The following is a 21,945-nucleotide window of genomic DNA, read 5'->3' on the forward strand; positions in this document are numbered from 1 at the left end:
ATTCCCGTCAACCCTGTAGCAAGCACACGGCCGTGTGCACGCACGCAACATTCGCGAGGCACCCCGCAGGCTGAAAATGCCATGCCATGCCTTGGAAGAACGCTGAAAAAACCAATGTCGATTGCAGGCTTAAAGCAGGCTGGCAATCAGCTTGCTGGCGGCCGGGCCAGCCCAGTCCAGCTCGCCTCGCACCCGGTGCTTTGGCTGGCCCCGGCGGTCGAGGGTCAGCGTGGTCGGAAAAATCCTGACATCCCATTGACGCGCGGACTGGCCATCGACATCGAGCAATACCGGCAGCGTGATGCCAGCCTGCTGGGCAAACTGCAAGGCACTTGCCGGTTTTTCCTTGAAGTTGATGGCCAGCACCAGCAGCTTGTCGGCGCCATGCAGGGCGGCTGCCTGCTGGAGCGAAGGCATTTCGGCGCGGCAGGGTTCACACCAGCTGGCCCAAAAATTGAGCAACACTGCCCGCCCCTTGAAATCGGCAGGTCGCCAGACCTTGCCGGTGGTGTCCACCAACTGGAAAGCCGCCACCGGACCGGCCCACGGACTGACGTCGTAAGCTTCGGTGGCAACAGCTTGCGGCAACACAGCCACGCCGAGGGTGGCAAGCGAGGCCTGCAAAAAGGAACGGCGTGAGCCTGGAACAGGAAATGAAGCAAACATGGGTGGCAAGCGTAACAAAGAATTTTTAGCCGCCCATATGGTGGAGCGAAAACCCTGATGGCGCACAAGTCGGATAAAACTCGATCGCTACTGAATTAATAGCTTCTTACCCATACCAGATATGCGCCGGAGGCCTATTTCATTAAAAATCAACCCATTGATTGAAACCAATGCGCTCTGGCAGTCAATAAGTCTCCAAATGCAGCCGCCCTTCGGACTTGAGCGCCGCGCCGAGGGTTTCCCAGTCCAGCCCCGCTTGCTGCGCTACATCGCGCAGCGCCAGCACCACACCCTCTTCCATGCTTTTGAGGCCGCACACATAAAAGAAGGTGGAAGAGTCCTGCAGCAGCAGCGCCAGGTCAGCCGCTCGATCGCGCATCACGTCCTGCACGTAGCGCTTGGGCGCCCCCGGCGTGCGGGAAAACGCAAAGTTGATGTCGATGAAGTCCTTGGGCAGGCTTTGCAGCGGGCCAAAATAAGGCAGTTCCTGCTGGGTGCGGGCTCCGAAAAACAGCATCAGCTTGCCTCCTTCAAACTTGCCTGACTTGCGCAGCCGCCGACGCCACTCGGTCATGGCCCGCATCGGCGCACTGCCGGTGCCGGTGCAGATCATGACGATGTTTGAGCGCGGATGATTCGGCATCAGGAAGCTCGCGCCAAACGGCCCAATCACCTCGACCTTGTCACCGACCTGGAGGTCGCACAAGTGGTTGGACACCACGCCGCACACCGGCTTGCCCTGGTGGTCTTCAAGCACACGCTTCACAGTCAGCGACACGTTGTTGTAGCCGGGCCGCTCGCCGTTGCGCGGGCTGGCAATCGAATACTGACGTGCATGGTGTGGCCGGCCATGTGCATCCACGCCCGGTGCCAGGATACCGATGGACTGGCCTTCGCGCACTGGAAAAGGCATCCGGCCGAAGTCAAGTACCAGGTGGTGCGTGTCGTAGTCGCTGCCGGCCTGGAGACCGACCTCGGTGACCCGCACATTGCCGGTCACGGTGGCGGTGATGGATTTTTCAGCCGCTTTCGGGCCGTAGAGGTTGACATAGGCATGCACGGCCGACCATGGCGGCAAGATTGCGCCGTACTGTGCACTGTTGAAAACCGCCTCGCCGGTGGCCGCAGCCGGCAGCGAAGGCGCCACCGGTTCAATGTCGGGAACGGCACCGGCAGAAACGCCTTCGGCAGCCAGTTCTTCAGGGGTCAGTTCAACCGGTAACTCGTCCCAACCCAGTTGAGCTTCCAGGCTGTAGGCCATGACACGCGGCAGCGTGCGCCAGTTGTCGATCGAGCCCGTCGGGCACGGGGAAATGCAGGCCATGCAGAAATTGCATTTGTCGGCATCCACCACATAGTTCATCGAATCATGCGTGATCGCCTGCACCGGGCAGGTCGCTTCGCAGGTGTTGCAGCGGATGCAGATTTCAGGGTCAATCAGATGCTGCTTGATCACGTGAATTTCGGTCATGTCCATGGCGGTTTCCGATAGGGGCTTGAAGGCAACTACGCGTTAAAGGTGAATGACAAAGCCTGTAACTGAGAGGGAAAGCCCGCACTCTCAGCAAGCGCGGGCGTTTTGTCTCCCCACCAGCAGGGGCCACGGGACCGGCTTTGCCGGACCGCAGGCGCAGCGGCCCCCTCGGGGGGCAGCGAACCACACGCAGTGGGGAGCGTGGGGGTCAGTTAAATCGCACATACTCGTAATCCACCGGCTGGCGGTTGATGCCCATGACTGGCGGCGCAATCCAGTTGGCGAACTTGCCGGGCTCGATGCAGCGGCCCATCAGGCTGGCCACGTAGGCGCGGTCTTCGCTGCTGGGCAGCCACTGGTTGACGCAGGCGTTCCACTCGGTGTCCGACACCACGCGGCCATCAGGCGACACCTTGACTTTAGACAATGCGCCAATGTTGCGGTGAAACGCCTTATGCGGCACCTTGAGCTGGACCGCAACGCCGGCCTTGGCCAGCACCTTGTTCCAGCGCTCGACGCCGGCCACCGAGTCCCGGATGTAGTCGTCGCGCAGCACTTCATTGAGCGCGTTGAGCATCGGCACTTCTTTTTCGGCCAGCTGTCCGTCCTTGACCTCGATGACCTTGTAGGTCTGGCCCTTGAGCACATGGTCATCGACGCGCTTGCCTTCTTCGTATCGGCCCTTGAGGCCCGAGCTGTAGAAGGTGGCGGCGTTGCTCGACTCGTCGGCGCCGAACAGGTCGATGGTGACGCTGTAATGAAAATTGATATAGCGCTGGACCGTAGGCAAGTCGATCACGCCAGCAGCGCGCAGCTTGCCGACATCGTCGGTTTTCAGCTCGTTCATCTTTTGCGCGGTGCGCTGGATGACGCGGGAAATGCCGCTTTCGCCGACAAACATGTGGTGCGCTTCCTCGGTCAGCATGAACTTGGTTGTGCGGGCCAGCGGATCAAACGCGCTTTCGGCCAGTGCGGCCAGCTGGAACTTGCCGTCGCGGTCGGTGAAATAGGTGAACATGAAAAAGCTCAGCCAGTCCGGCGTCTTTTCATTGAAAGCGCCCAAAATGCGCGGGTTGTTCTCGTCGCCGCTGCGGCGCTCCAGCAGGCCTTCGGCTTCGTCGCGGCCGTCGCGGCCGAAATGCTTGTGCAGCAGATACACCATCGCCCACAGGTGACGGCCTTCCTCGACATTGATCTGGTAGAGGTTGCGCAGGTCGTACATGCTGGGTGCGGTCAGGCCAAGGTGGCGCTGCTGCTCGACCGATGCCGGCTCGGTGTCGCCCTGTGTAACGATGATGCGGCGCAGGTTGGCGCGGTGTTCGCCGGGCACTTCAGTCCAGGCTTTTTCGCCCTTGTGGTCGCCAAAATGAATGTCGCGGTCGGCGCTGCCCGGATTCAGGAAAATGCCCCAGCGGTAGTCGCGCATCTTGACATGGCCAAACTGCGCCCAGCCCTGTGGATCGACACTGACAGCGGTTCGCAGATAGACATCTGAATTGGTCGAGCCTTCCGGGCCAATGTCATCCCACCAGTTGAGAAAGTTCGGCTGCCACTGCTCCAGCGCGCGCTTGAGCGTGCGGTCTTCACCGAGGTTGACGTTGTTGGGAATCGTTTCGCTGTAATTAATGCTGGACATGAGGGGGCTCCAAAAATAACTGACGGATTCGGGGGCTGAATTTCGGTTGCGGCGCGCCACCCGGACCGCGCCGCACAACGAGAAAATACAGGCGTTTTTAAACGCGGTTCCAGTCGAACTGGGATTTTTCGCCCTTGCCATACACCTTGAGTGCGCCTTTTTCACCGACGGCGTTGGGCCGCTGGAAAATCCAGTTTTGCCAGGCAGTCAGGCGGCCGAAAATGCGGGTAAACATGTTTTCGGGCCCGTTGAAGCGCAGATTGGCTTCCATGCCGGTTAGTGCATCGGGCGACATCGACACGCGCTCTTCGATGGCAATGCGCACTTCGTCGGTCCAGTCGATGTCGTCGGGGTTGGCCGTCACCAGGCCAACCGCGAACGCGGCGTCGGCGTCGAGCGGCTGGCCGGCCTTGGCGCGCACGGCTTCCAGGGCCGGCTGCTCGTCGTAGAAGCGGCGACCCAGGCGGCTCTGGCCGGTGACCATCGGGTACAGGCCAAAGTTGGTGTCGGCCACGGTGATTTTGGGTGCACGTTCTTCGTCATCCGGCAGCGCCAAATGGTAGCTGCGGTCGCAGGCCAAGGCCAGTTCCAGATACGTGCCGACAAAACACGAACCGGGCTCGATCAGCGCAAACAGGCTGCGCGACGACAAGTCAAGGCGGCTCAGCGTACGGCGCAGCAGACCAATGGTTTCGCGCACCAGCCAGTGGTGCTGGTTTGCCAGCAACACGGCGTCCATCGCCAAGACAGCGGCTGCATCGCCTTCGGTCTTGATCAGCCAGACGCCAATGTCGAGTTCGTTGGTGCGCATCATCAAAATTGCGTCTTCAAGCTCGCGCGCCAACACCAGCGCAAACCAGTCGGCACCCAGCGCTTCAATGCCGGCGATGTCTGAGGGCTGCTCGCCCGTGGGCGCCTTGACCGTCCAGGTGGCGGTGCGTTTGGCGCGGTCGATTTCGACAGTCACGTTGGAATAACGCAGCGCATCGGCTTCAACGGTGCAATGCAACGGCTTGAAGACCACGCCCTTGCCGTCGGCGGGACGGTCGCTCTGCTCGGCCAGTGCCAGCGCACGGGTTTGTACCTTCTGGGCAAAATCGACGGCCTTGGCGATGTCATCGACCAGACGCCAGTCCTTGGCCTTCTGGCCGCGCACACCTTCCACGCTGGTGCAAAACAGGTCGGCCAGGTCATGGCGCACATGGCGCTTGTCAGTGACGCGGGTCAGGCCGCCAGTGCCGGGCAGCACGCCGAGCAAAGGCACTTCGGGCAGGCTGACGGCGCTGGAGCGGTCATCGATCAAAATGATTTCATCGCAGGCAAGCGCCAGCTCATACCCGCCACCGGCACAAGCGCCGTTGACGGCCGCCAGGAACTTCAGGCCACTGTAGCGTGAGGAATCTTCCAGACCGTTGCGCGTTTCGTTGGTGAACTTGCAGAAGTTCACTTTCCAGGAATGGCTGGAAACGCCCAGCATGAAGATGTTGGCCCCGGAGCAAAAAACTTTTTCCTTTGCGCTGGTCAACACCACCGTACGGACTTCTGGGTGTTCAAAGCGGATGCGGCTGATGGCATCGTTCAGTTCGATGTCAACGCCCAAGTCGTAGCTGTTGAGCTTGAGTTTGTAGCCTGGACGCAGACCCGCGTTTTCATCAATATCGACCGTCAGCGTGGCGACGGGGCCATTGAAACTGAGTTTCCAGTGTTTGTACTGTGATGGGTCTGTCTGGTAATTCACGCTTGACACGGTCATGGCCTGTCGTCCTTGGTTCAATGCATAAAAATGCAGTCATTAAAATTTTGTATAAGCATAATAATGCATAAAATATTTTTCATGCAAGCATTATTTTGCAAAATTTCAGACTGACAGGTGCAACGCCTGCCGCACCGTTTGGCGCAAAATCTGGAATGCCTCCTCTTGCGGCTGGGCGCTGGTATCCACCTTGTACTGGGCCTTTGAATAAAAGGCCGCACGGCCGGAAAGAATTTCCTTCAAGTCTTCCATCGCCTGCTTGCTGGCGGCCATGGGGCGCAAGTCACCCTGCGCCAGCACGCGTTTCATGTGGTCTTCAGGGGCGGCCTGCAGCCAGACGGTGGTGCAGTGGGACAGCAACTGGTTGAAGGTTGCCGGGTCTGACACCAGACCGCCTGGCGTGGCGATAACGGCTTCCGGGTAAATCTGCACCACCTCTTCCAGCGCGCGACGTTCATAGCGCCTGTAGGCATTCATGCCATAAAGCGCCTGGATTTCCGACACGCTGCAGCCAGCAATTTTTTCAATTTCACGGCTCAGTTCCACAAAAGGAAATCCCAGGTCTTCGGCCAGCAAAGCCCCCAGCGTGGATTTACCCGCTCCGCGCAAGCCAATCAGCGCCACGCGGGTGCAAAGCGTGGTGTGGCCACTGCCGTTGCCCAGCAATTCGGCGACGGCTATGCGCACACGGCGCAGCGATGCATCATCGCGGGTTTCCAGCAATTCGCGAATCAACAGCCACTCTGGCGACGAGGTCGTCACATCGCCAATCAGTTCGGCCAGCGAGCAGTGCAGTGCCCTCGCCACCTGCAGCAAAACAAGAATGGACGCATTGCCTTCACCATATTCAAGATTCGCCAAGTGCCGCTCGGACACGTCGGCCGCAACCGACACGGCCTTGCGGGTCATGCCGCGACGTGCGCGCAGGACCTTGACACGCTCGCCCAAGGCAACAAGGAAGGGGTTTTTTTCATCTGCTTCGGCATCGTGGAGTGCAGAAAGCGGGGCATCGTTCGTGGAAAACGGTACTTTAGAAGAAACAGGTGTTAACCCCGATACATGCAATATATTGCTTGACATGATGTTTTTCAAGATTTAAGGTTGATACAAGCACAATAATTCATATTATGTGACTTGACAAGTTCAGCCACTGTACGGAAAACACATTCATCTCTGAACAATCAAGCCAAAAAATGAACCAAATGGCCGTCAACAGTTTCCAGCAAACACTATCGACGCTCAATTTCTTGGCCAAAGTCAGCCTCCAATTTGTCAGTCAGCAATTTTTCAGGAAAACCAATCCATCAACGAATTTCTTTCCCATTGCCTGTGCTGCCACTGGCAGGTGAACACCGCTGTGCAGGATCATCTGCAGACAACGCCAGTTTGAGAAAACCGCAGGAAACAGCATGGCTACAGAATTCCCAATCATTTCCCCGTTGAATCCGCCAGGCGATCGCTTTAATTTCGCGCAGCATCTGATTTCGCGCAATGCAGCGCATCCCGATCGCATCGCCTACATCGACGACACGGGAAGTCTGCTTTATGGAGAGCTGGAGCGCCGGATACGCAGTCTTGCGAGCAGTTTGCTCGCTTGTGGCGTGCGTCGCGAAGAGCGGGTACTGCTGCTGATGCACGACTGCAATGACTGGCCAGTGAGTTTTCTGGGGGCAATGTACGCAGGCATCGTTCCAGTGGCGGTCAACACCCTTCTGACTGCCAAAGACTATGCCTTTATGCTGGAACACAGCCGTGCTCAGGCGGTGATGGTTTCAGGTGCGCTGTTGCCGCTGTTGCATGAAGCTCTGGCCATTGCCGCTCATGAGGTCAAGACGCTGATAGTTTCACATCCGCCTGGTGAATTGCCTGCTGGCGCCGTGGCCATGGACACGCTGCTGAGCCAGCATCCGCCAATGCGCCCGTCGGCCGCAACCTGTCCCGACGACCCGGGCTTCTGGCTTTATTCGTCCGGCTCTACCGGCCGCCCCAAGGGCACGCTGCACACTCAGGCCAATCCGTACTGGACGGCTGAACTTTACGGCAAGCCTGTGTTGGGGCTGACTGAACGTGACGTGTGTTTTTCAGCTGCCAAGCTGTTTTTTGCCTATGGTCTGGGCAATGCGCTGAGTTTTCCACTCAGCGTGGGCGCGACTGTGGTGCTGATGGCCGAGCGGCCCACGCCCGCTGCCACATTCAAACGCTGGGTGGAGCACCAGCCTACGGTTTTCTTTGGCGCGCCTACAGGCTTTGCAGGCATGCTGGCAGCGCCCGACCTGCCCGCCAAAAGCCAGGTGTCGTTGCGACTGGCATCTTCGGCGGGAGAGGCATTGCCGGCAAATCTGGGCGAGCGCTTTACCGCCCACTTTGGTGTCGAGATCATCGACGGTGTCGGTTCGACCGAGATGCTGCACATCTACCTGTCCAACCTTCCGGGAAAGGTGCGCTACGGCACCACGGGTTGGCCAGTTCCCGGCTACGAGGTGCAACTGCGCGATGATGACGGCCACGCCGTACCCGACGGCGACACAGGCGAGCTGTATGTCAAAGGGCCCAGCGCCGCCTTGATGTACTGGGGCAACCGCGACAAGTCGCGTGATACTTTTCAGGGAGGCTGGACCAAAACCGGCGACAAGTATGTGCGCAATCCTGATGGCACTTACACATATTCGGGCCGCAGCGATGACATGCTGAAGGTCAGCGGCATTTACGTCTCGCCTTTCGAGGTTGAAGCCACGCTGTCGCAGCACCCGGCGATTCTGGAAGCTGCCGTCATCGGTGCACCCGATGGCGAAGGCCTGACCAAAACCAAGGCCTATGTCGTCCTCAAATCAGGCCGGCAAGTCAGCGAAGACGAACTCAAAACCTTCGTCAAGGAGCGGCTTGCGCCCTATAAGTACCCACGTTCGATTGAGTTTTTGTCTGAGTTGCCTAAAACCGCCACCGGCAAGATCCAGCGCTTCAAGCTGCGTGACCTGCAAAGCCCGACCCAATGAATCCGGCAGTAGAGTTCGTCGACATCAACTGGGCTGGCCGCCAGATACGCATTGAACACCATTGGGTTAACCGCCACCAGTCCGCCGGGCCACTGATCATTTTTTTACACGAAGGCTTGGGATCGCTCTCGATGTGGCAAGATTTTCCGCATCGCCTGTGCGCAGCAGCAGCTTGCAGGGGATTGGTGTATTCGCGCCCCGGCTATGGCCGCTCGACGCCGCGCGCACGCGAAGAAGCGTTGGGGACAGACTTCATGCACCGGCAAGCGCTTGAAGTGCTGCCCGCCCTGCTGGACGCATTGGGCATCGATACCACCACAGACAAACCCTGGCTGCTGGGCCACAGCGACGGCGGTTCTATCGCCCTGCTCTACGCGGCCCACTTTTCGTCAAGCATTGCAGGCGCCGTCGTGCTGGCACCACATATCCTGGTTGAAGATATATCGGTTTGCAGCATCGAAAAAGTGCGTGCCGCTTATTTGCAAACCGATCTTAGTCAACGCTTGGCGCGTCATCATGATGATCCAGACTCATCCTTCTGGGGCTGGAATGACATCTGGCTCATGCCGGCGTTCAGGCTCTGGACGATAGAGGAGGAAATAGGTGCCATTCGCTGCAAGCTGCTGGCGGTTCAGGGACTGGACGACAAATACGGCACACTTGAGCAGATTCGCGGCATTGCCCGGCAGGTAGCGCAGACCGAATTGCTGGAACTACCCTGCTGCGGGCATTCACCCCAGCGTGACCAACCCGAAAAGCTGATTGCGGCTATTAATGGCTTCGTAAACAAGAACCACCAGCAATTAAATCGCGCAGTTCGGTATGCGCATGACAACACCGGGTTGTGAAATGCGCAAACCGAAACTAAAGCGCTGTTGCAAAAAAATGGTGCGAGAGACGGGACTTGAACCCGTATGCCCGTGAGGACGAGAGATTTTAAGTCTCTTGCGGCTACCGATTACGCCACTCTCGCTGTTAGCAATCAGGAGTTTCCGACTTCATCTGCTTGTTATCGTCAAACAGAACGTCTTTTTGATGTGCAGATGGCAATAACTTGATGGAGGCGCGGCCCGGAGTCGAACCGGGCTAGCCGGATTTGCAATCCGGTACATAACCGCTTTGTTACCGCGCCCTCTTTTTCGTTTTATTTTTCAAACTCTCCAACCAAAAAGGGCAGCATTTTGAAGTGCTGCCCTTTGAATTGGAGCGGGAAAAGAGGCTCGAACTCTCGACCTCAACCTTGGCAAGGTTGCGCTCTACCAACTGAGCTACTCCCGCGAGTCTAGCTGCAAATTATAGCTTGGTTTTTTGACGTTCAAGTTAATCAAATGAAAAACTTAAACGTCTGTTTATTCCTGGAGGCGCGGCCCGGAGTCGAACCGGGCTAGCCGGATTTGCAATCCGGTACATAACCGCTTTGTTACCGCGCCCTCTTTTTCGCTTTATTTTTCAAACTCTCCAACCAAAAAGGGCAGCATTTTGAAGTGCTGCCCTTTGAATTGGAGCGGGAAAAGAGGCTCGAACTCTCGACCTCAACCTTGGCAAGGTTGCGCTCTACCAACTGAGCTACTCCCGCGAGTCTAGTCTCATATTATAGCGTGGTTTTTCAACCCACTCATCAAAATTTGAGAACTTTGCTCAGTGCTTGACCGTACCGACGGCTGGTGAAGGAAGGGCAGCACTGGCGGCGGCAATCAACGCAACTTCTTCATCAGTCAACGGGACTGGCTGCCGTTCAAGGGCCACCTGCAGCACCTGGTCAATCCACTTCACCGGAATGATTTCCAGACCCGCTTTAACGTTATCCGGAATTTCCTGAAGATCCTTGGCATTTTCTTGCGGAATCAGTACTGTCTTGATGCCTCCTCGCAAGGCAGCCAACAGCTTTTCCTTCAAACCGCCAATGGCCGTGACTTCTCCCCTCAGGGTTATTTCACCTGTCATTGCCACGTCGCCACGGACAGGAATGCCTGTCAATGCAGAAACAAACGCGGTAGTCATGGCAGCTCCGGCGCTAGGGCCATCCTTGGGCGTTGCACCATCAGGAACATGGATATGGATGTCACGCTTTTCAAACATCTCATCCTTTATGCCCAAACCCCTGGACCGGCTGCGGACAACGGTCCGTGCGGCCTCGACTGACTCTTTCATGACATCGCCCAATGACCCGGTGCGGGTGATGACGCCTTTGCCCGGCATGACGGCTGCTTCGATCGTAAGCAGGTCACCGCCCACTTCAGTCCAGGCCAGCCCGACGACCTGGCCCACCTGATTATTTTTTTCTGCACGGCCGTAGTCGTATTTACGGACACCCAGAAATTCATTCAGGTTATCAGGCGTGACGAGCACTTTGGGCGTCATTTTCTTCAGCTGTATGCCTTTGACCACCTTGCGGCAAATTTTGGACAACTCCCGCTCCAGTGAGCGGACACCCGCTTCGCGCGTGTAGTAGCGCACGATGTCACGAACCGCTTGCTCCTGCACTTCCAGTTCTTCATCTTTCACGCCATTGTTCTTGACCTGCTTGGGCAACAGATAACGCATGGCAATACTGGTTTTTTCGTCCTCGGTATAACCAGACAAGCGGATGACTTCCATACGGTCTAAAAGCGCCGGTGGAATATTCATCGAATTCGATGTTGCAACAAACATCACGTCACTCAAGTCGAAATCGACTTCGACATAGTGGTCGCCAAAGGTGTGGTTTTGTTCCGGGTCCAGCACTTCGAGCAACGCACTTGAAGGATCGCCCCGAAAGTCAGTGCCAAGCTTGTCAATCTCGTCAAGCAGGAACAGCGGATTGCGTGTACCTGCCTTGCTCAGGTTTTGCAAAACTTTTCCCGGCAAAGCGCCAATATAAGTACGGCGGTGTCCACGGATTTCTGCCTCGTCGCGCATACCCCCCAAGGCCATACGAACATACTTGCGGCCGGTGGCTTTTGCAATCGACTGGCCAAGCGACGTCTTTCCAACACCCGGAGGGCCTACAAGGCACAGAATAGGAGCCTTCAGTTTGTCAACCCGCTGCTGAACTGCAAGATACTCGACAATACGGTCCTTGACCTTTTCAAGGCCATAGTGGTCCTCATTAAGCACTGCTTCAGCATTCACCAAGTCATGTTTGATCTTGGTTTTCTTGCTCCAAGGCAAGCCCAGCAGCACATCGATATAGCTGCGAACAACCGTTGCTTCCGCCGACATGGGTGACATCAGCTTCAGTTTTTTCAGTTCGCTTTCTGCCTTTTTACGGGCTTCCAACGGCATTTTGGCGCTCTTGATCTTCTTTTCGATTTCGTCAAGATCAGCGCCTTCTTCACCCTCTCCCAATTCTTTCTGGATGGCCTTGACCTGTTCGTTCAAATAAAAGTCGCGCTGGTTCTTTTCCATCTGACGCTTGACGCGCCCACGGATTTTTTTATCTACATTGAGAATGTCAACTTCGCGCTCGAGCTGCTCGTACAGGTTCTCAAGGCGCGCCTTGACATTGTCCAGATCCAGAATGGCCTGCTTGGCATCCAGCTTGAGCGGCAAATGCGCAGCGATCGTGTCTGCAAGCCGCCCGGCATCGTCGATGTTAGAGATCGATGTCAGTATTTCAGGTGGTATTTTTTTGTTCAATTTGACGTAATGGTCAAACTGCTGCGTCACGGCGCGGCGCAGCGCCTCGATCTCGCTGCCCTTGTCACCTGCGACATCAACCAGTGGCTCGACCGGTGACACATTAGCGGTGAAGTGCTGCTCGCCTTCCTCAATCTTGTTAACCCGCGCGCGCTGCTGCCCTTCGACTAGAACCTTGACCGTTCCATCTGGCAATTTCAGGAGTTGCAGGATTGTGGCCACACAGCCCACCTCGAACATGTCATCGACCGAAGGTTCGTCCTTGGCAGCGGTTTTCTGGGCCACCAGCATGATTCGGCGCTCAGACTCCATGGCCAGTTCAAGTGCCTTGATGCTCTTGGGACGGCCCACAAACAACGGGATCACCATATGCGGAAAGACAACAACGTCCCGCAACGGCAGTAGCGGCAGTTCGAGAGGAATTGCAGGAAGAAAAGTTTGTGCAGACATATAAAACCTTAAACCTTCATAAGAAGGCAGAACGCCACATTCCCTTTAGGGGCAGTGCGAAATTGTAGTAACCGGAGGCCCGGCTTGCCATTGCAGGCACCTGCCTCGTACGGTAGGGACTCAGGCTTTCTTGGCGGCTTCGCGGTAGACCAGCAAAGGCGGCTTGTTTTCCTCGATTGTCGCTTCATCAACGACCACCTTGTCGACATTGCTGGTAGTTGGCAAATCAAACATGGTGTCAATCAGGGATTGCTCCAGAATCGAACGCAAGCCGCGTGCACCAGTTTTACGAGCGAGCGCTTTGCGGGCAATGGCCTTGAGGGCCGACGGTCTGATTTCCAGATCAACACCTTCCATGGCAAGCAGTTTGCTGAACTGCTTGACCACGGCATTTTTTGGCTCCGTCAGAATTCGCACCAGCGCGTCTTCGCTGAGTTCGGCCAAGGTGGCAATGACTGGCATACGCCCCACCAGTTCAGGAATCAGGCCAAACTTGATCAAGTCTTCGGGTTCGACATCCTTGAATGCTTCAGTCAAACTGCGGGTCTTTTTGCTCTTTACAGCTGCGCCAAACCCGATTCCCGAGGCTTCCGTGCGTCCTTCAATGACTTTTTCAAGACCAGAAAAAGCACCGCCGCATATAAAGAGGATGTTTGTGGTATCAACCTGCAGAAAATCCTGATTTGGATGCTTGCGTCCACCTTGCGGTGGCACCGAAGCCATCGTACCTTCCATCAGTTTGAGCAGCGCCTGTTGCACGCCTTCGCCGGACACATCGCGAGTGATTGACGGGTTGTCCGATTTGCGCGAGATCTTGTCAATCTCGTCGATATAGACAATCCCCTGCTGGGCGCGGTCAACCTCGTAGTTACAGCTTTGCAGCAGTTTCTGGATGATGTTTTCCACGTCTTCACCGACATAACCAGCTTCGGTCAGGGTGGTGGCGTCGGCCATCACAAAAGGCACATTCAGGGTCCGGGCCAGTGTTTGTGCCAGCAGCGTTTTGCCAGAACCTGTTGGCCCGATCAGCAAGATGTTGCTTTTCGTTAGTTCGACGTCATCCTTTTTGGCTGATTCCTTATGACGTAGACGCTTGTAATGGTTGTAAACAGCAACGGCCAATGTACGCTTGGCAGGTTCCTGGCCAATCACATATCCGTCCAGTGTCGCCTTGATTTCTGCTGGTGTTGGCAGATCGCTGCGCGTCTCGGTGACCTCGCCGCCTGCAGGCAGTTCGTCACGAATGATCTCATTACACAGATCAATGCATTCGTCACAGACAAAAACGGATGGACCAGCAATCAATTTTTTGACTTCATGCTGACTTTTGCCGCAAAAAGAGCAATACAAAGTCTTTTCGCTGGAGGAGCCTTTTTTCTCTGCCATTGTGGGGGACACCTTTAACGTGACGTGGTGAAACTATGCGCTTCGCCAATAATAACCAATAAAAAAACGGCGTTTCTGTAACAGAAAAACGCCGTTGTTGCAAAGCCGTTCGAAGCTCTACAGGGCCGATCAGGGTCGTTTGGAAATTACCTGATCGACCACGCCATAAGCTTGGGCTTCGTCGGCAAACATGAAATAGTCGCGCTCGGTGTCGCGCTCGATTTTTTCAACTGTCTGGCCGGTATTTTTTGCCAATATGCGGTTTAACTGATCGCGTGTCTTCAGAATATCTCGTGCATGAATTTCGATGTCCGACGCTTGCCCCTGCGCACCACCCGAAGGCTGGTGAATCATGACGCGCGAGTTGGGCAGCGAAAAGCGCTTGCCTTTGGTACCGGCTGACAGCAGGAATGCGCCCATGCTGGCCGCCATACCCACGCAAAGCGTCGACACGTCGGGTTTGATGAACTGCATCGTGTCGTAAATTGCCATACCGGCGGTGACCGAACCGCCAGGCGAGTTGATGTAAAAGGAAATATCCTTGTCAGGATTTTCGCTTTCCAGAAACAGTAACTGCGCGACCACCAGGTTGGCCGTCTGGTCGTTGACCGGGCCAACCAGAAAAATCACGCGCTCTTTCAGCAGTCGCGAATAAATGTCGTAAGAACGCTCGCCACGGCCGGATTGTTCAATGACCATGGGGACCATGCCCAGGCCCTGAATTTCCTGGCTGGCGGATTGGGGGCTGCTATAGCCACCGTAATTGATATTTCTGACCATTGATTTTTCTCCAGTGATATGTGTACTGTACCGAAAATGAGTTGGGGCCTGTACCGCAAAGCACAAGCCCCAGCGTCAGGAGAAGTCAGCCCCTCAGTTCTGGCCCATCAGTTCGTCAAACGAAATTACCTTCTCGCTGACCTTGGCTTTGCCGAGGACAAAGTCTGTAACGTTGTTTTCAATCACCACAGCCTCGACTTCGGCCATGCGGGTGTTGTCGCTCAGGTACCAGCGAACGACTTCCTGAGGCTTTTCATAGCTGGCGGCGAGTTCTTCGATGTGCGCCTTGAGTTGTTCTGGCTTGGCCTGCAACTCATTGGCGCGAACCAATTCCGCCACCACCAGACCCAGTCGAACGCGCTTTTCAGCTTGTGGGCGGAAGATGTCATCGGGAATGGGCGCTTTGTCGGCGTCCTTGATGCCGCGCTTTTTCAGGTCGGCGCGTGCGCCTTCGACCAGGCGTTCAAGTTCGGCCTGAACGCTGGCGTTGGGGAGGTCGAGTTCGGCATTGGCCACCAGCGCGTCCATGACCGCATTCTTGTTGCGGGCCAAAAGGCGAAATTTGACTTCGCGCTCAAGGTTCTTCTGGATGTCTGAACGCAGGCCTTCGACCGTGGCGACGGCAATGCCGAGCGACTTGGCCAGCGCCTCGTTGACTTCAGGCAGGTTCGCAGCTTCGATCTTCTTGACCGTCACCAGGAAATCGGCCTGCTTGCCGGCGACATCCTTGCCGTGGTAATCGGCTGGAAAATCTAGCGGAAATGTCTTGCTGTCACCGTTTTTCATGCCGCGCACTGCATCTTCAAATTCCTTCAGCATCTGGCCGTCGCCAACGATGAACTGGAAATCTTCCGCTTTGCCGCCAGCGAAAGTCTCGCCGTCCATCTTGCCTTCAAAGTCGATGGTCACGCGGTCGCCGTCCTGGGCGGGCGCATCGGCTGCGCGCTGGGCGAAGGTGCGGCGCTGCTTGCGCAGGATGTCGAGCGTCTTGTCGATGGCGGCGTCGCTGACTTCTGCGTTGACTTTTTCGACTTCGGCGTTGGCCAGGTCGGCAATCTTGACTTCAGGGTAGACCTCGAAAATCGCATCAAAGGCCAGTTCGCCTTCAGGCGCATCTTCTTTTTCGCTGATGCGGGGCTGGCCAGCCACGCGCAGTTTTGCTTCGTTGGCAGCGACCGCAAAAGCCTCGCCGACCTTGTCGTTCATGACCTCGTAATGCACCGAATAGGCATAGCGCTGGCTGACCACGCTCATCGGCACCTTGCCGGGACGAAAACCATCCATCTTGACGGTACGGGCCAGCTTCTTCAGACGGGTATTGACCTCCGACTGGATGGTATTGAGGGGCAGCGTGAGCGTCATTTTGCGCTCGAGCTTTTCAAGATTTTCAACAGTCACGGCCATGATGGTTTCCTAAAAATCAAAGATATTCAAAACTGGGCTTTTGCCTGTTCGGCTGCTGTCAAGCAGCTTCTGAGGGCCAGCGGCACAACTGCCATGGCAAAGCCTCAGGGATGGTGCGCGGGGCGGGACTCGAACCCGCACAGTATTGCTACCGTCAGGACCTAAACCTGGTGCGTCTACCAATTTCGCCACCCGCGCTCCTGAAAAAAACAGCGGGAATCCGGATTACGCTCCAGATTCCCGCTTGAAATCGGTCAACTTTATATTTTAGCCTGTATCCGCGAGCCGCTTTTTTTGACAATACATTGCGCAGGGCCGAATCAAGCAACAGCTGAGGTGGCGCCCTCTTCCCGCTTGACACGAAACCAGGCCGCGTACATCGCCGGCAAGGCCAGCAAGGTCAGCACTGTGGCCACGATCAGCCCGCCCATGATGGCAACGGCCATCGGTCCCCAGAACACGCTGCGCGAGAGGGGAATCATCGCCAGCACGGCCGCTGCCGCCGTCAGCACGATGGGCCGCAGACGACGCACGGCAGACTCGACAATCGCGTCCCAGGCAGGGATGCCACTGGCCCGGTCCTTCTCAATCTGGTCAATCAGGATGACCGAGTTGCGCTGGATCATGCCCATGAGCGCAATCACGCCCAGCAAGGCCACGAAGCCAAACGGCCGGCCCAACAATATCAAGGCCCCGGCAACGCCCGCGATGCCCAGCGGCCCGGTCAGGAACACCAGCATGGCCCGGCTGAAACTGTGCAGTTGCAGCATCAAGAGCGTGAAGGTCAGGAACAGCATGATAGGGATGCCGGCGGCAATCGACGCCGAACCCTTGCTGCTTTCCTCGACCGCACCGGCCACGGCAATACGGTAGCCCGCCATGCCATTGCTGTGCCATTGGGCTTCCAGCGCCTTGAGCGCGGGCAGCAGTTGTGCGGTGACGGTCGCGCCTTGCAGGCCTTCGGCGATGTCCCCCTGAACAGTGATGGCGTAGTCACGGTTTTCACGCCACATCACGCCCGGCTCCCAGGCAAACACAGGTTTGGCGATCTGCGTCAGCGGAACCGACTGGCCAGAGGCGGTCGGCAGATAGGCGTTGCCGATGTCGGTAATGGCGTTGCGTTCGTCGAGCGGCTGGCGCAGCACGATGTCAATGAGCTTGTCGCCTTCGCGGAACTGGCCCACCGTCGAGCCACTGAGCAGCGTGCGCGCCCCTTGCGCAATCGACTGGCTGGTCACGCCCAGCGCGCGCGCTTTCGACTGGTCGACTTCCAGGCGTATCACCTTGACCGACTCGTTCCAGTTGTCATTGACGCCGCGCATGCTGGCGTTGCCCCGTATCAGCGCCTTGACCTCGTCGGCGCGCTGGCGCAGTACCAGCGGGTCGCTGCCAACGACGCGAAACTGCACCGGGTATGGCACCGGCGGCCCATTGGGCAGCAGCTTGACGCGGCCGCGCACCTCGGGGAATTCGGTGGCCAGCAAGGCCGGGAGCTTGATGCGCAGCGATTCGCGCACCGTCAGGTCTTTGGACAGGACGATCATCTGCGACACATTGGTCTGCGGAAACACCTGGTCCATGGGCAGGTAAAACCGCGGCACGCCCGAGCCCAGCCAGGTGCTGACGGTGGTGACGCCCTCTTCCTTCATCAGGCGCTGCTCGACGCGCTTGGCAATTGTTGCGTTGGCGGCAAACGAGGTGCCTTCAGGGAACCAGATGTCGACGATGATCTCGGGCCGGCTCGAATCCGGAAAGAACTGCTGCTGCACCCGGCCCATGCCGACAATGCCCAGCGCAAAAATCAGCACCGTGGCGCCAATCGTCAGCCATCGGTGTTCCACGCACCAGTTCACCGTGCGGCGAAAGGTGTTGTAGAACGGGCTGTTGAACATTTCATGCGGGCTGTCATGGCCGGCTTGAGTTTGGTTCACGTCCTGTATATGCGGCGGCGGCTTGAGCAGCAGCGTGCCCAGGTAGGGGACAAAGTACACCGACACAATCCAGCTCAGCACCAGTGCAATCACCGTGACGGCAAAAATCGCGTAGGTGTATTCGCCAGTCACGGATTTGGCCAGACCGATTGGCAAAAAGCCGGCGGCGGTGATCAGCGTGCCGGTCAGCATCGGCATGGCGGTGATCTCGTAGGCAAAGGTGGCAGCGCGCACCTTGTCATAGCCCTCCTCCATCTTGCGCACCATCATCTCGACAGCAATGATGGCGTCATCGACCAGCAGCCCGAGCGCGATGATCAGCGAGCCCAGCGAAATCTTGTGCAGGCCGATGTTCAGGTACCACATGGCCAGAAATGTCAGGCTCAGCACCAGCGGAATGGTGATGCCCACGACCAGCCCCGGCCGGATGTCGATGTAGTAGCGCTTCCACAACGGCAGCTGGCCCGGTCCTTGAAAAGGGCGCTTGTGCAGGCCCAGGCTGATGAAACTCACCGCCAGCACGATCAGCACGGCTTCGATCAGCACACCGACAAACTCGTTCACGGAACTGGCCACGGCCTTGGGCTGGTCCTGCATGTGGACCAGCCTGACGCCCGCCGGCAGGCTGCGCTCCAGACCGGCCGAGAGTTTTTCCAGCGACTTGCCCAGCCGGATGATGTCGCCTCCCTTGGTCATGGCCACGCCCAGCGCAATCACTTCCCGGCCCTGGTGGTGCACCTTGACCACTGGCGGATCGACATAGCCGCGCCGGACGTCGGCAATGTCGCCAAGCTGGAACTGCCGGCCCGAGCTGCCGCGAATCGGCATGGCGCGCAATTGCTCAATCGCCTCGAACTGGCCGGCGACGCGCACCTGCACCACATCCAGCGGCGTCTGCAGGCTGCCCGCCGACTCAACCGCGTTTTGCTGGCCGAGTTGCGCCAACACCTGGTTCAGGTCCAGCCCCAGCGTGGCCAGGCGCTTTTGCGACACCTCGATGAAAACCTTTTCGTCTTGCACGCCAAACAGCTCGACCTTGCTGACATCGGGCACGCGCAGCAGTTGCTGGCGCACGTCGTCGGCAAAGGTCTTGAGTTCGGCGTAGTTGAAGCCGTCGGACTCCAGCGCGTAGATCACACCATAGACATCGCCAAAGTCGTCGTTGAAAAACGGCCCCTGCACGCCGGCCGGCAGCGTGCCTCGCATGTCGCCAATCTTCTTGCGCACCGAATACCAGACATTGGGCACTTCGCTGGCCTTGGACGAGTCCTTGATCTGGAAGATGATCTGCGACTCGCCAGGCTTGGAATAGCTGCGGATGCGGTCGGCATAAGGTACCTCCTGCAGCGTGCGTTCGAGCTTGTCGGTGACCTGTTCGGCCACCTGCTGCGCGGTGGCGCCCGGCCAGTAGGAGCGCACCACCATGGCGCGGAAGGTAAAAGGCGGGTCTTCGTCCTGCCCAAGCTGAAAGTAGGCCGAAAAGCCCAGCACCATCAGCACCAGCAGCAAATAGCGCGTCAGCGCCGGATGCTCCAGCGCCCAGCGCGACAGGTTGAAGCGCTCCGAAGGCTGGGGGCGCACGTCATTGGCGTGGTCTTGGATCGGTTGCGTCATACCGGCCTCACTTCGCGCCGGAAGCAGACGCCGCTGGCGCAGCCAATACCGGCTTTGCTATTGAATCAGGAGCTGCTTGCACCCGCCCTGCTTGCGCAGAAGGGAGTTTTGATTCATAAATAGTGACTTTCTGACCGGGCGACAGCACATGCACGCCGGCGCTGACCACCAGCATGCCCGGCGTCAGGCCAGCGCCGACCACGATCTCATTGCCATCGGCGGTGGCCACTTGGACGACCTGCGACCTGACCGTCATGCTGGACTTGTCCAGCACCCACACAGCGGTGGCATTGCCCTCCTGGCGCAAGGCGCTGGTGGGCAGCTTGATGACCGGCGTGCCGGTGGCAGCGCCGCTGTCCAGAATGGCATAGACCGTCGCGCCCAGCGGCGGTGCCTTGCCCTCGATCGACACCTTGACCGGGTACGTGCGCGTCACCGGGTCGCTGCTGGCGGCCACCTCGCGCACCGCACCTAGCAGCTCGGTGCCCTGCGCCCAGACGCGAATGCGAACCGGCGCGCCCGTCTTGATGCCGGCCACCCTGTCCTCAGGCACAGAAAACACCACGTCGCGCACGCCATCGGCGGCAATGCGTACCACGGTGGCGCCAGGGGCGACGACCTGGCCCGGCTCGGCCTCCACTGCCGTCACCACGCCGGACACATCGGCCGTCAGCACCGCATAGCCGGTCTGGTTGCCCTGCACCGCCGACTGCGACTGAGCCTGCTCCAGTTGCGCCTGCGCGGCCTTCAGGGTCGCCTCACGGCGCTCCAGTTCGGCGCCGCTGATGAAGTTTTGATCCTTCAGCGCCTGGTAGCGCTTGAAATCGGCGGCGGCCAGGTTGCGGTTGGTGGCGGCAGCGGCTACCTGCGCGCGAGCTGCCTCGGCGGCCAGGCGGTAATCCTGTGGGTCGAGCTGCGCCAGCACCTGTCCGGCCCTGACCTGCTGGCCGAGTTCAGCCTGCCGCTTGACGAGCTTGCCGCCAATCCTGAAACCCAGCCGGGATTCGACCTGGGCACGGACTTCACCGGCATATTCCCGGCTGGGGGCATAGGCGCTGGTGCCGACGGTGATGACCTTTACGGCGCGAACCGGCTCCTCGGGCGGCGCGGGCCGTGAGCAGGCGACCAGCAGCAAGGCGGCGCCTGCCAGGGAAACAACGGTTTTATTCATGATGGGCTGGTGGGAAAAGGGTCCGGACGCGTCCGGGCAGTCTGGTGCAAAGCGGCATCGGTCAAGTGCTACTGACTAATCGGTTAGTAATCTATGAGAAATGCAAAATCTTGTCAAGCGACAATCCAGCGCATGAATCCAGGCCCCACTTCTTCTTCTGCGCACCCCGCCAGCCTGCAAGGCGTCAGCCATTACGAGAATTTTCCGGTGGCCACGGTGCTGTGTCCGCCACATTTGCGCCCAGCCATCGCCGCCATCTACTGGTTTGCCCGCATCGCCGACGACATTGCCGACGAAGGCGACGCGCTGCCGCAAACCCGGCTGGACGACCTGGCCGCCTACCGCGCCGACCTGATGGCGACCGCCGCCGGCTTGCCGCCTTCGCCCCGCTGGGCAGAGGTGTTCGGGCAGCTCGGCCCGGTGATCCGGCAGTTCGATTTGCCGGTGCCTCTGCTGGCCGACCTGCTGAGTGCTTTCGAGCAGGACGTGGTCAAGCAGCGCTATGCGAGTCAGGCCGAACTGCTGGACTACTGCCGCCGCTCGGCCAATCCGGTCGGCCGGCTGCTGCTGCATTTGTACGGCGTGAACGATGCCAAATCATTGGCGCAAAGCGACTGCATCTGCAGCGCATTGCAGTTGATCAACTTCTGGCAGGACCTGGGGGAGGATATTGCGCGTGGACGGATTTATTTGCCCGCCGTCAGCTGGGCCGCGAATGGCGTCGATGAGGCGCAGTTGCTGAGGTTGGAAAGCCACCAAAATACTTTAAATTTAATAGCTGACAACGCACGCCAGGCGGGCGCCATGATGCGAAAAGGTTCAAAACTGGTGAAAAAGGTCCCCGGACGCGGCGGCTGGGAGCTGCGCCTGGTGGTCCAGGGCGGCCTGAGGATTCTGGAAAAGATCGAGGCACAGGGCTTTGACACGCTGAGGCGGCGGCCCAAGCTTGGCGCATGGGATGTGGTCGTGATGGGCTGGCGCGCTCTATGGATGTAAGGATATAGCCCCGATGCTTTTAACCTTGTATCCCCTGCTGCAGCAAATCCGCCGTTTCAGCCTGCGACAATCC

The 21,945-nt window shown here is 58.1% G+C and carries 14 protein-coding genes and 6 tRNA genes; 3 read left to right on the forward strand and 17 right to left on the reverse strand.

Features of this window, described 5'->3' with window-relative positions; genetic code table 11:
* Window positions 1–129: 129 nt before the first annotated feature.
* The 5 genes from IWX87_RS04320 to IWX87_RS04340 form a co-directional block, all read right to left on the reverse strand.
* Window positions 130–666, reverse strand: coding sequence for a TlpA disulfide reductase family protein (locus IWX87_RS04320; protein ID WP_196862293.1), 537 nt, complete (start codon window positions 664–666; stop codon window positions 130–132).
* Between the two features lie 184 nt (window positions 667–850).
* Window positions 851–2,143, reverse strand: coding sequence for a benzoyl-CoA 2,3-epoxidase subunit BoxA (gene boxA, locus IWX87_RS04325; protein WP_196862294.1), 1,293 nt, complete (start codon window positions 2,141–2,143; stop codon window positions 851–853).
* A gap of 205 nt (window positions 2,144–2,348) precedes the next feature.
* Window positions 2,349–3,776 carry a benzoyl-CoA 2,3-epoxidase subunit BoxB gene (gene boxB, locus IWX87_RS04330; protein ID WP_196862295.1) on the reverse strand — a complete coding sequence of 476 codons (1,428 nt, stop codon included), beginning with the start codon at window positions 3,774–3,776 and terminating at the stop codon, window positions 2,349–2,351.
* Window positions 3,777–3,873: 97 nt separating this feature from the next.
* Window positions 3,874–5,529, reverse strand: a complete 1,656-nt coding sequence (boxC, locus tag IWX87_RS04335) for a 2,3-epoxybenzoyl-CoA dihydrolase (RefSeq protein WP_196862296.1) — start codon at window positions 5,527–5,529, stop codon at window positions 3,874–3,876.
* Between the two features lie 105 nt (window positions 5,530–5,634).
* Window positions 5,635–6,609, reverse strand: coding sequence for a helix-turn-helix transcriptional regulator (locus tag IWX87_RS04340; protein ID WP_196862297.1), 975 nt, complete (start codon window positions 6,607–6,609; stop codon window positions 5,635–5,637).
* Between the two features lie 329 nt (window positions 6,610–6,938).
* Between IWX87_RS04340 and IWX87_RS04345 the strand changes: the two genes are divergently transcribed.
* Both IWX87_RS04345 and IWX87_RS04350 read left to right on the forward strand, forming a co-directional pair.
* Window positions 6,939–8,522 carry a benzoate-CoA ligase family protein gene (locus IWX87_RS04345; protein ID WP_196862298.1) on the forward strand — a complete coding sequence of 528 codons (1,584 nt, stop codon included), beginning with the start codon at window positions 6,939–6,941 and terminating at the stop codon, window positions 8,520–8,522.
* Complete coding sequence (locus IWX87_RS04350) at window positions 8,519–9,370, forward strand: alpha/beta fold hydrolase (RefSeq protein ID WP_196862299.1); 852 nt, start codon at window positions 8,519–8,521, stop codon at window positions 9,368–9,370. Before IWX87_RS04345 ends, IWX87_RS04350 begins: the two co-directional genes overlap by 4 nt.
* 38 nt (window positions 9,371–9,408) lie before the next feature.
* Here the strand turns inward: IWX87_RS04350 and IWX87_RS04355 are convergent.
* From IWX87_RS04355 to IWX87_RS04410, 12 genes are all read right to left on the reverse strand, one after another.
* Window positions 9,409–9,495: transfer RNA gene (locus IWX87_RS04355), tRNA-Leu, on the reverse strand.
* An 85-nt stretch (window positions 9,496–9,580) separates the two neighbouring features.
* Window positions 9,581–9,654, reverse strand: a tRNA-Cys gene (locus IWX87_RS04360).
* Window positions 9,655–9,724: 70 nt separating this feature from the next.
* Window positions 9,725–9,800 (reverse strand) — tRNA-Gly (locus tag IWX87_RS04365).
* A gap of 78 nt (window positions 9,801–9,878) precedes the next feature.
* Window positions 9,879–9,952 (reverse strand) — tRNA-Cys (locus IWX87_RS04370).
* A 70-nt stretch (window positions 9,953–10,022) separates the two neighbouring features.
* Window positions 10,023–10,098: transfer RNA gene (locus tag IWX87_RS04375), tRNA-Gly, on the reverse strand.
* Between the two features lie 62 nt (window positions 10,099–10,160).
* Window positions 10,161–12,590: an endopeptidase La gene (gene lon / locus IWX87_RS04380; protein ID WP_196862300.1), complete on the reverse strand. Its 2,430-nt coding sequence runs from the start codon at window positions 12,588–12,590 to the stop codon at window positions 10,161–10,163.
* Window positions 12,591–12,710: 120 nt separating this feature from the next.
* Window positions 12,711–13,976: an ATP-dependent Clp protease ATP-binding subunit ClpX gene (clpX, locus tag IWX87_RS04385; RefSeq protein ID WP_196862301.1), complete on the reverse strand. Its 1,266-nt coding sequence runs from the start codon at window positions 13,974–13,976 to the stop codon at window positions 12,711–12,713.
* Between the two features lie 129 nt (window positions 13,977–14,105).
* Entirely contained in the window at window positions 14,106–14,756 is a 651-nt protein-coding gene (clpP, locus tag IWX87_RS04390; protein ID WP_370583759.1) for an ATP-dependent Clp endopeptidase proteolytic subunit ClpP, read from the reverse strand.
* A 93-nt stretch (window positions 14,757–14,849) separates the two neighbouring features.
* On the reverse strand, window positions 14,850–16,160 hold the full coding sequence (gene tig / locus IWX87_RS04395; protein ID WP_196862302.1) for a trigger factor: 1,311 nt from the start codon (window positions 16,158–16,160) through the stop codon (window positions 14,850–14,852).
* A gap of 111 nt (window positions 16,161–16,271) precedes the next feature.
* Window positions 16,272–16,358: transfer RNA gene (locus IWX87_RS04400), tRNA-Leu, on the reverse strand.
* A gap of 122 nt (window positions 16,359–16,480) precedes the next feature.
* Window positions 16,481–19,705 carry an efflux RND transporter permease subunit gene (locus tag IWX87_RS04405; RefSeq protein ID WP_196862303.1) on the reverse strand — a complete coding sequence of 1,075 codons (3,225 nt, stop codon included), beginning with the start codon at window positions 19,703–19,705 and terminating at the stop codon, window positions 16,481–16,483.
* Window positions 19,706–19,712: 7 nt separating this feature from the next.
* Window positions 19,713–20,876, reverse strand: a complete 1,164-nt coding sequence (locus tag IWX87_RS04410) for an efflux RND transporter periplasmic adaptor subunit (RefSeq protein ID WP_196862304.1) — start codon at window positions 20,874–20,876, stop codon at window positions 19,713–19,715.
* Window positions 20,877–21,008: 132 nt separating this feature from the next.
* On the opposite strand from IWX87_RS04410, the gene hpnC reads away from it, so the two are divergent.
* A complete protein-coding gene (gene hpnC, locus IWX87_RS04415; protein ID WP_231374581.1) occupies window positions 21,009–21,872 on the forward strand; it encodes a squalene synthase HpnC in 864 nt (287 codons plus the stop codon).
* Window positions 21,873–21,945: the final 73 nt, after the last annotated feature.

It is taken from the genome of Polaromonas sp. CG_9.7 (genome assembly GCF_015752205.1).
Taxonomy (GTDB): Bacteria; Pseudomonadota; Gammaproteobacteria; order Burkholderiales; family Burkholderiaceae_C; genus Polaromonas.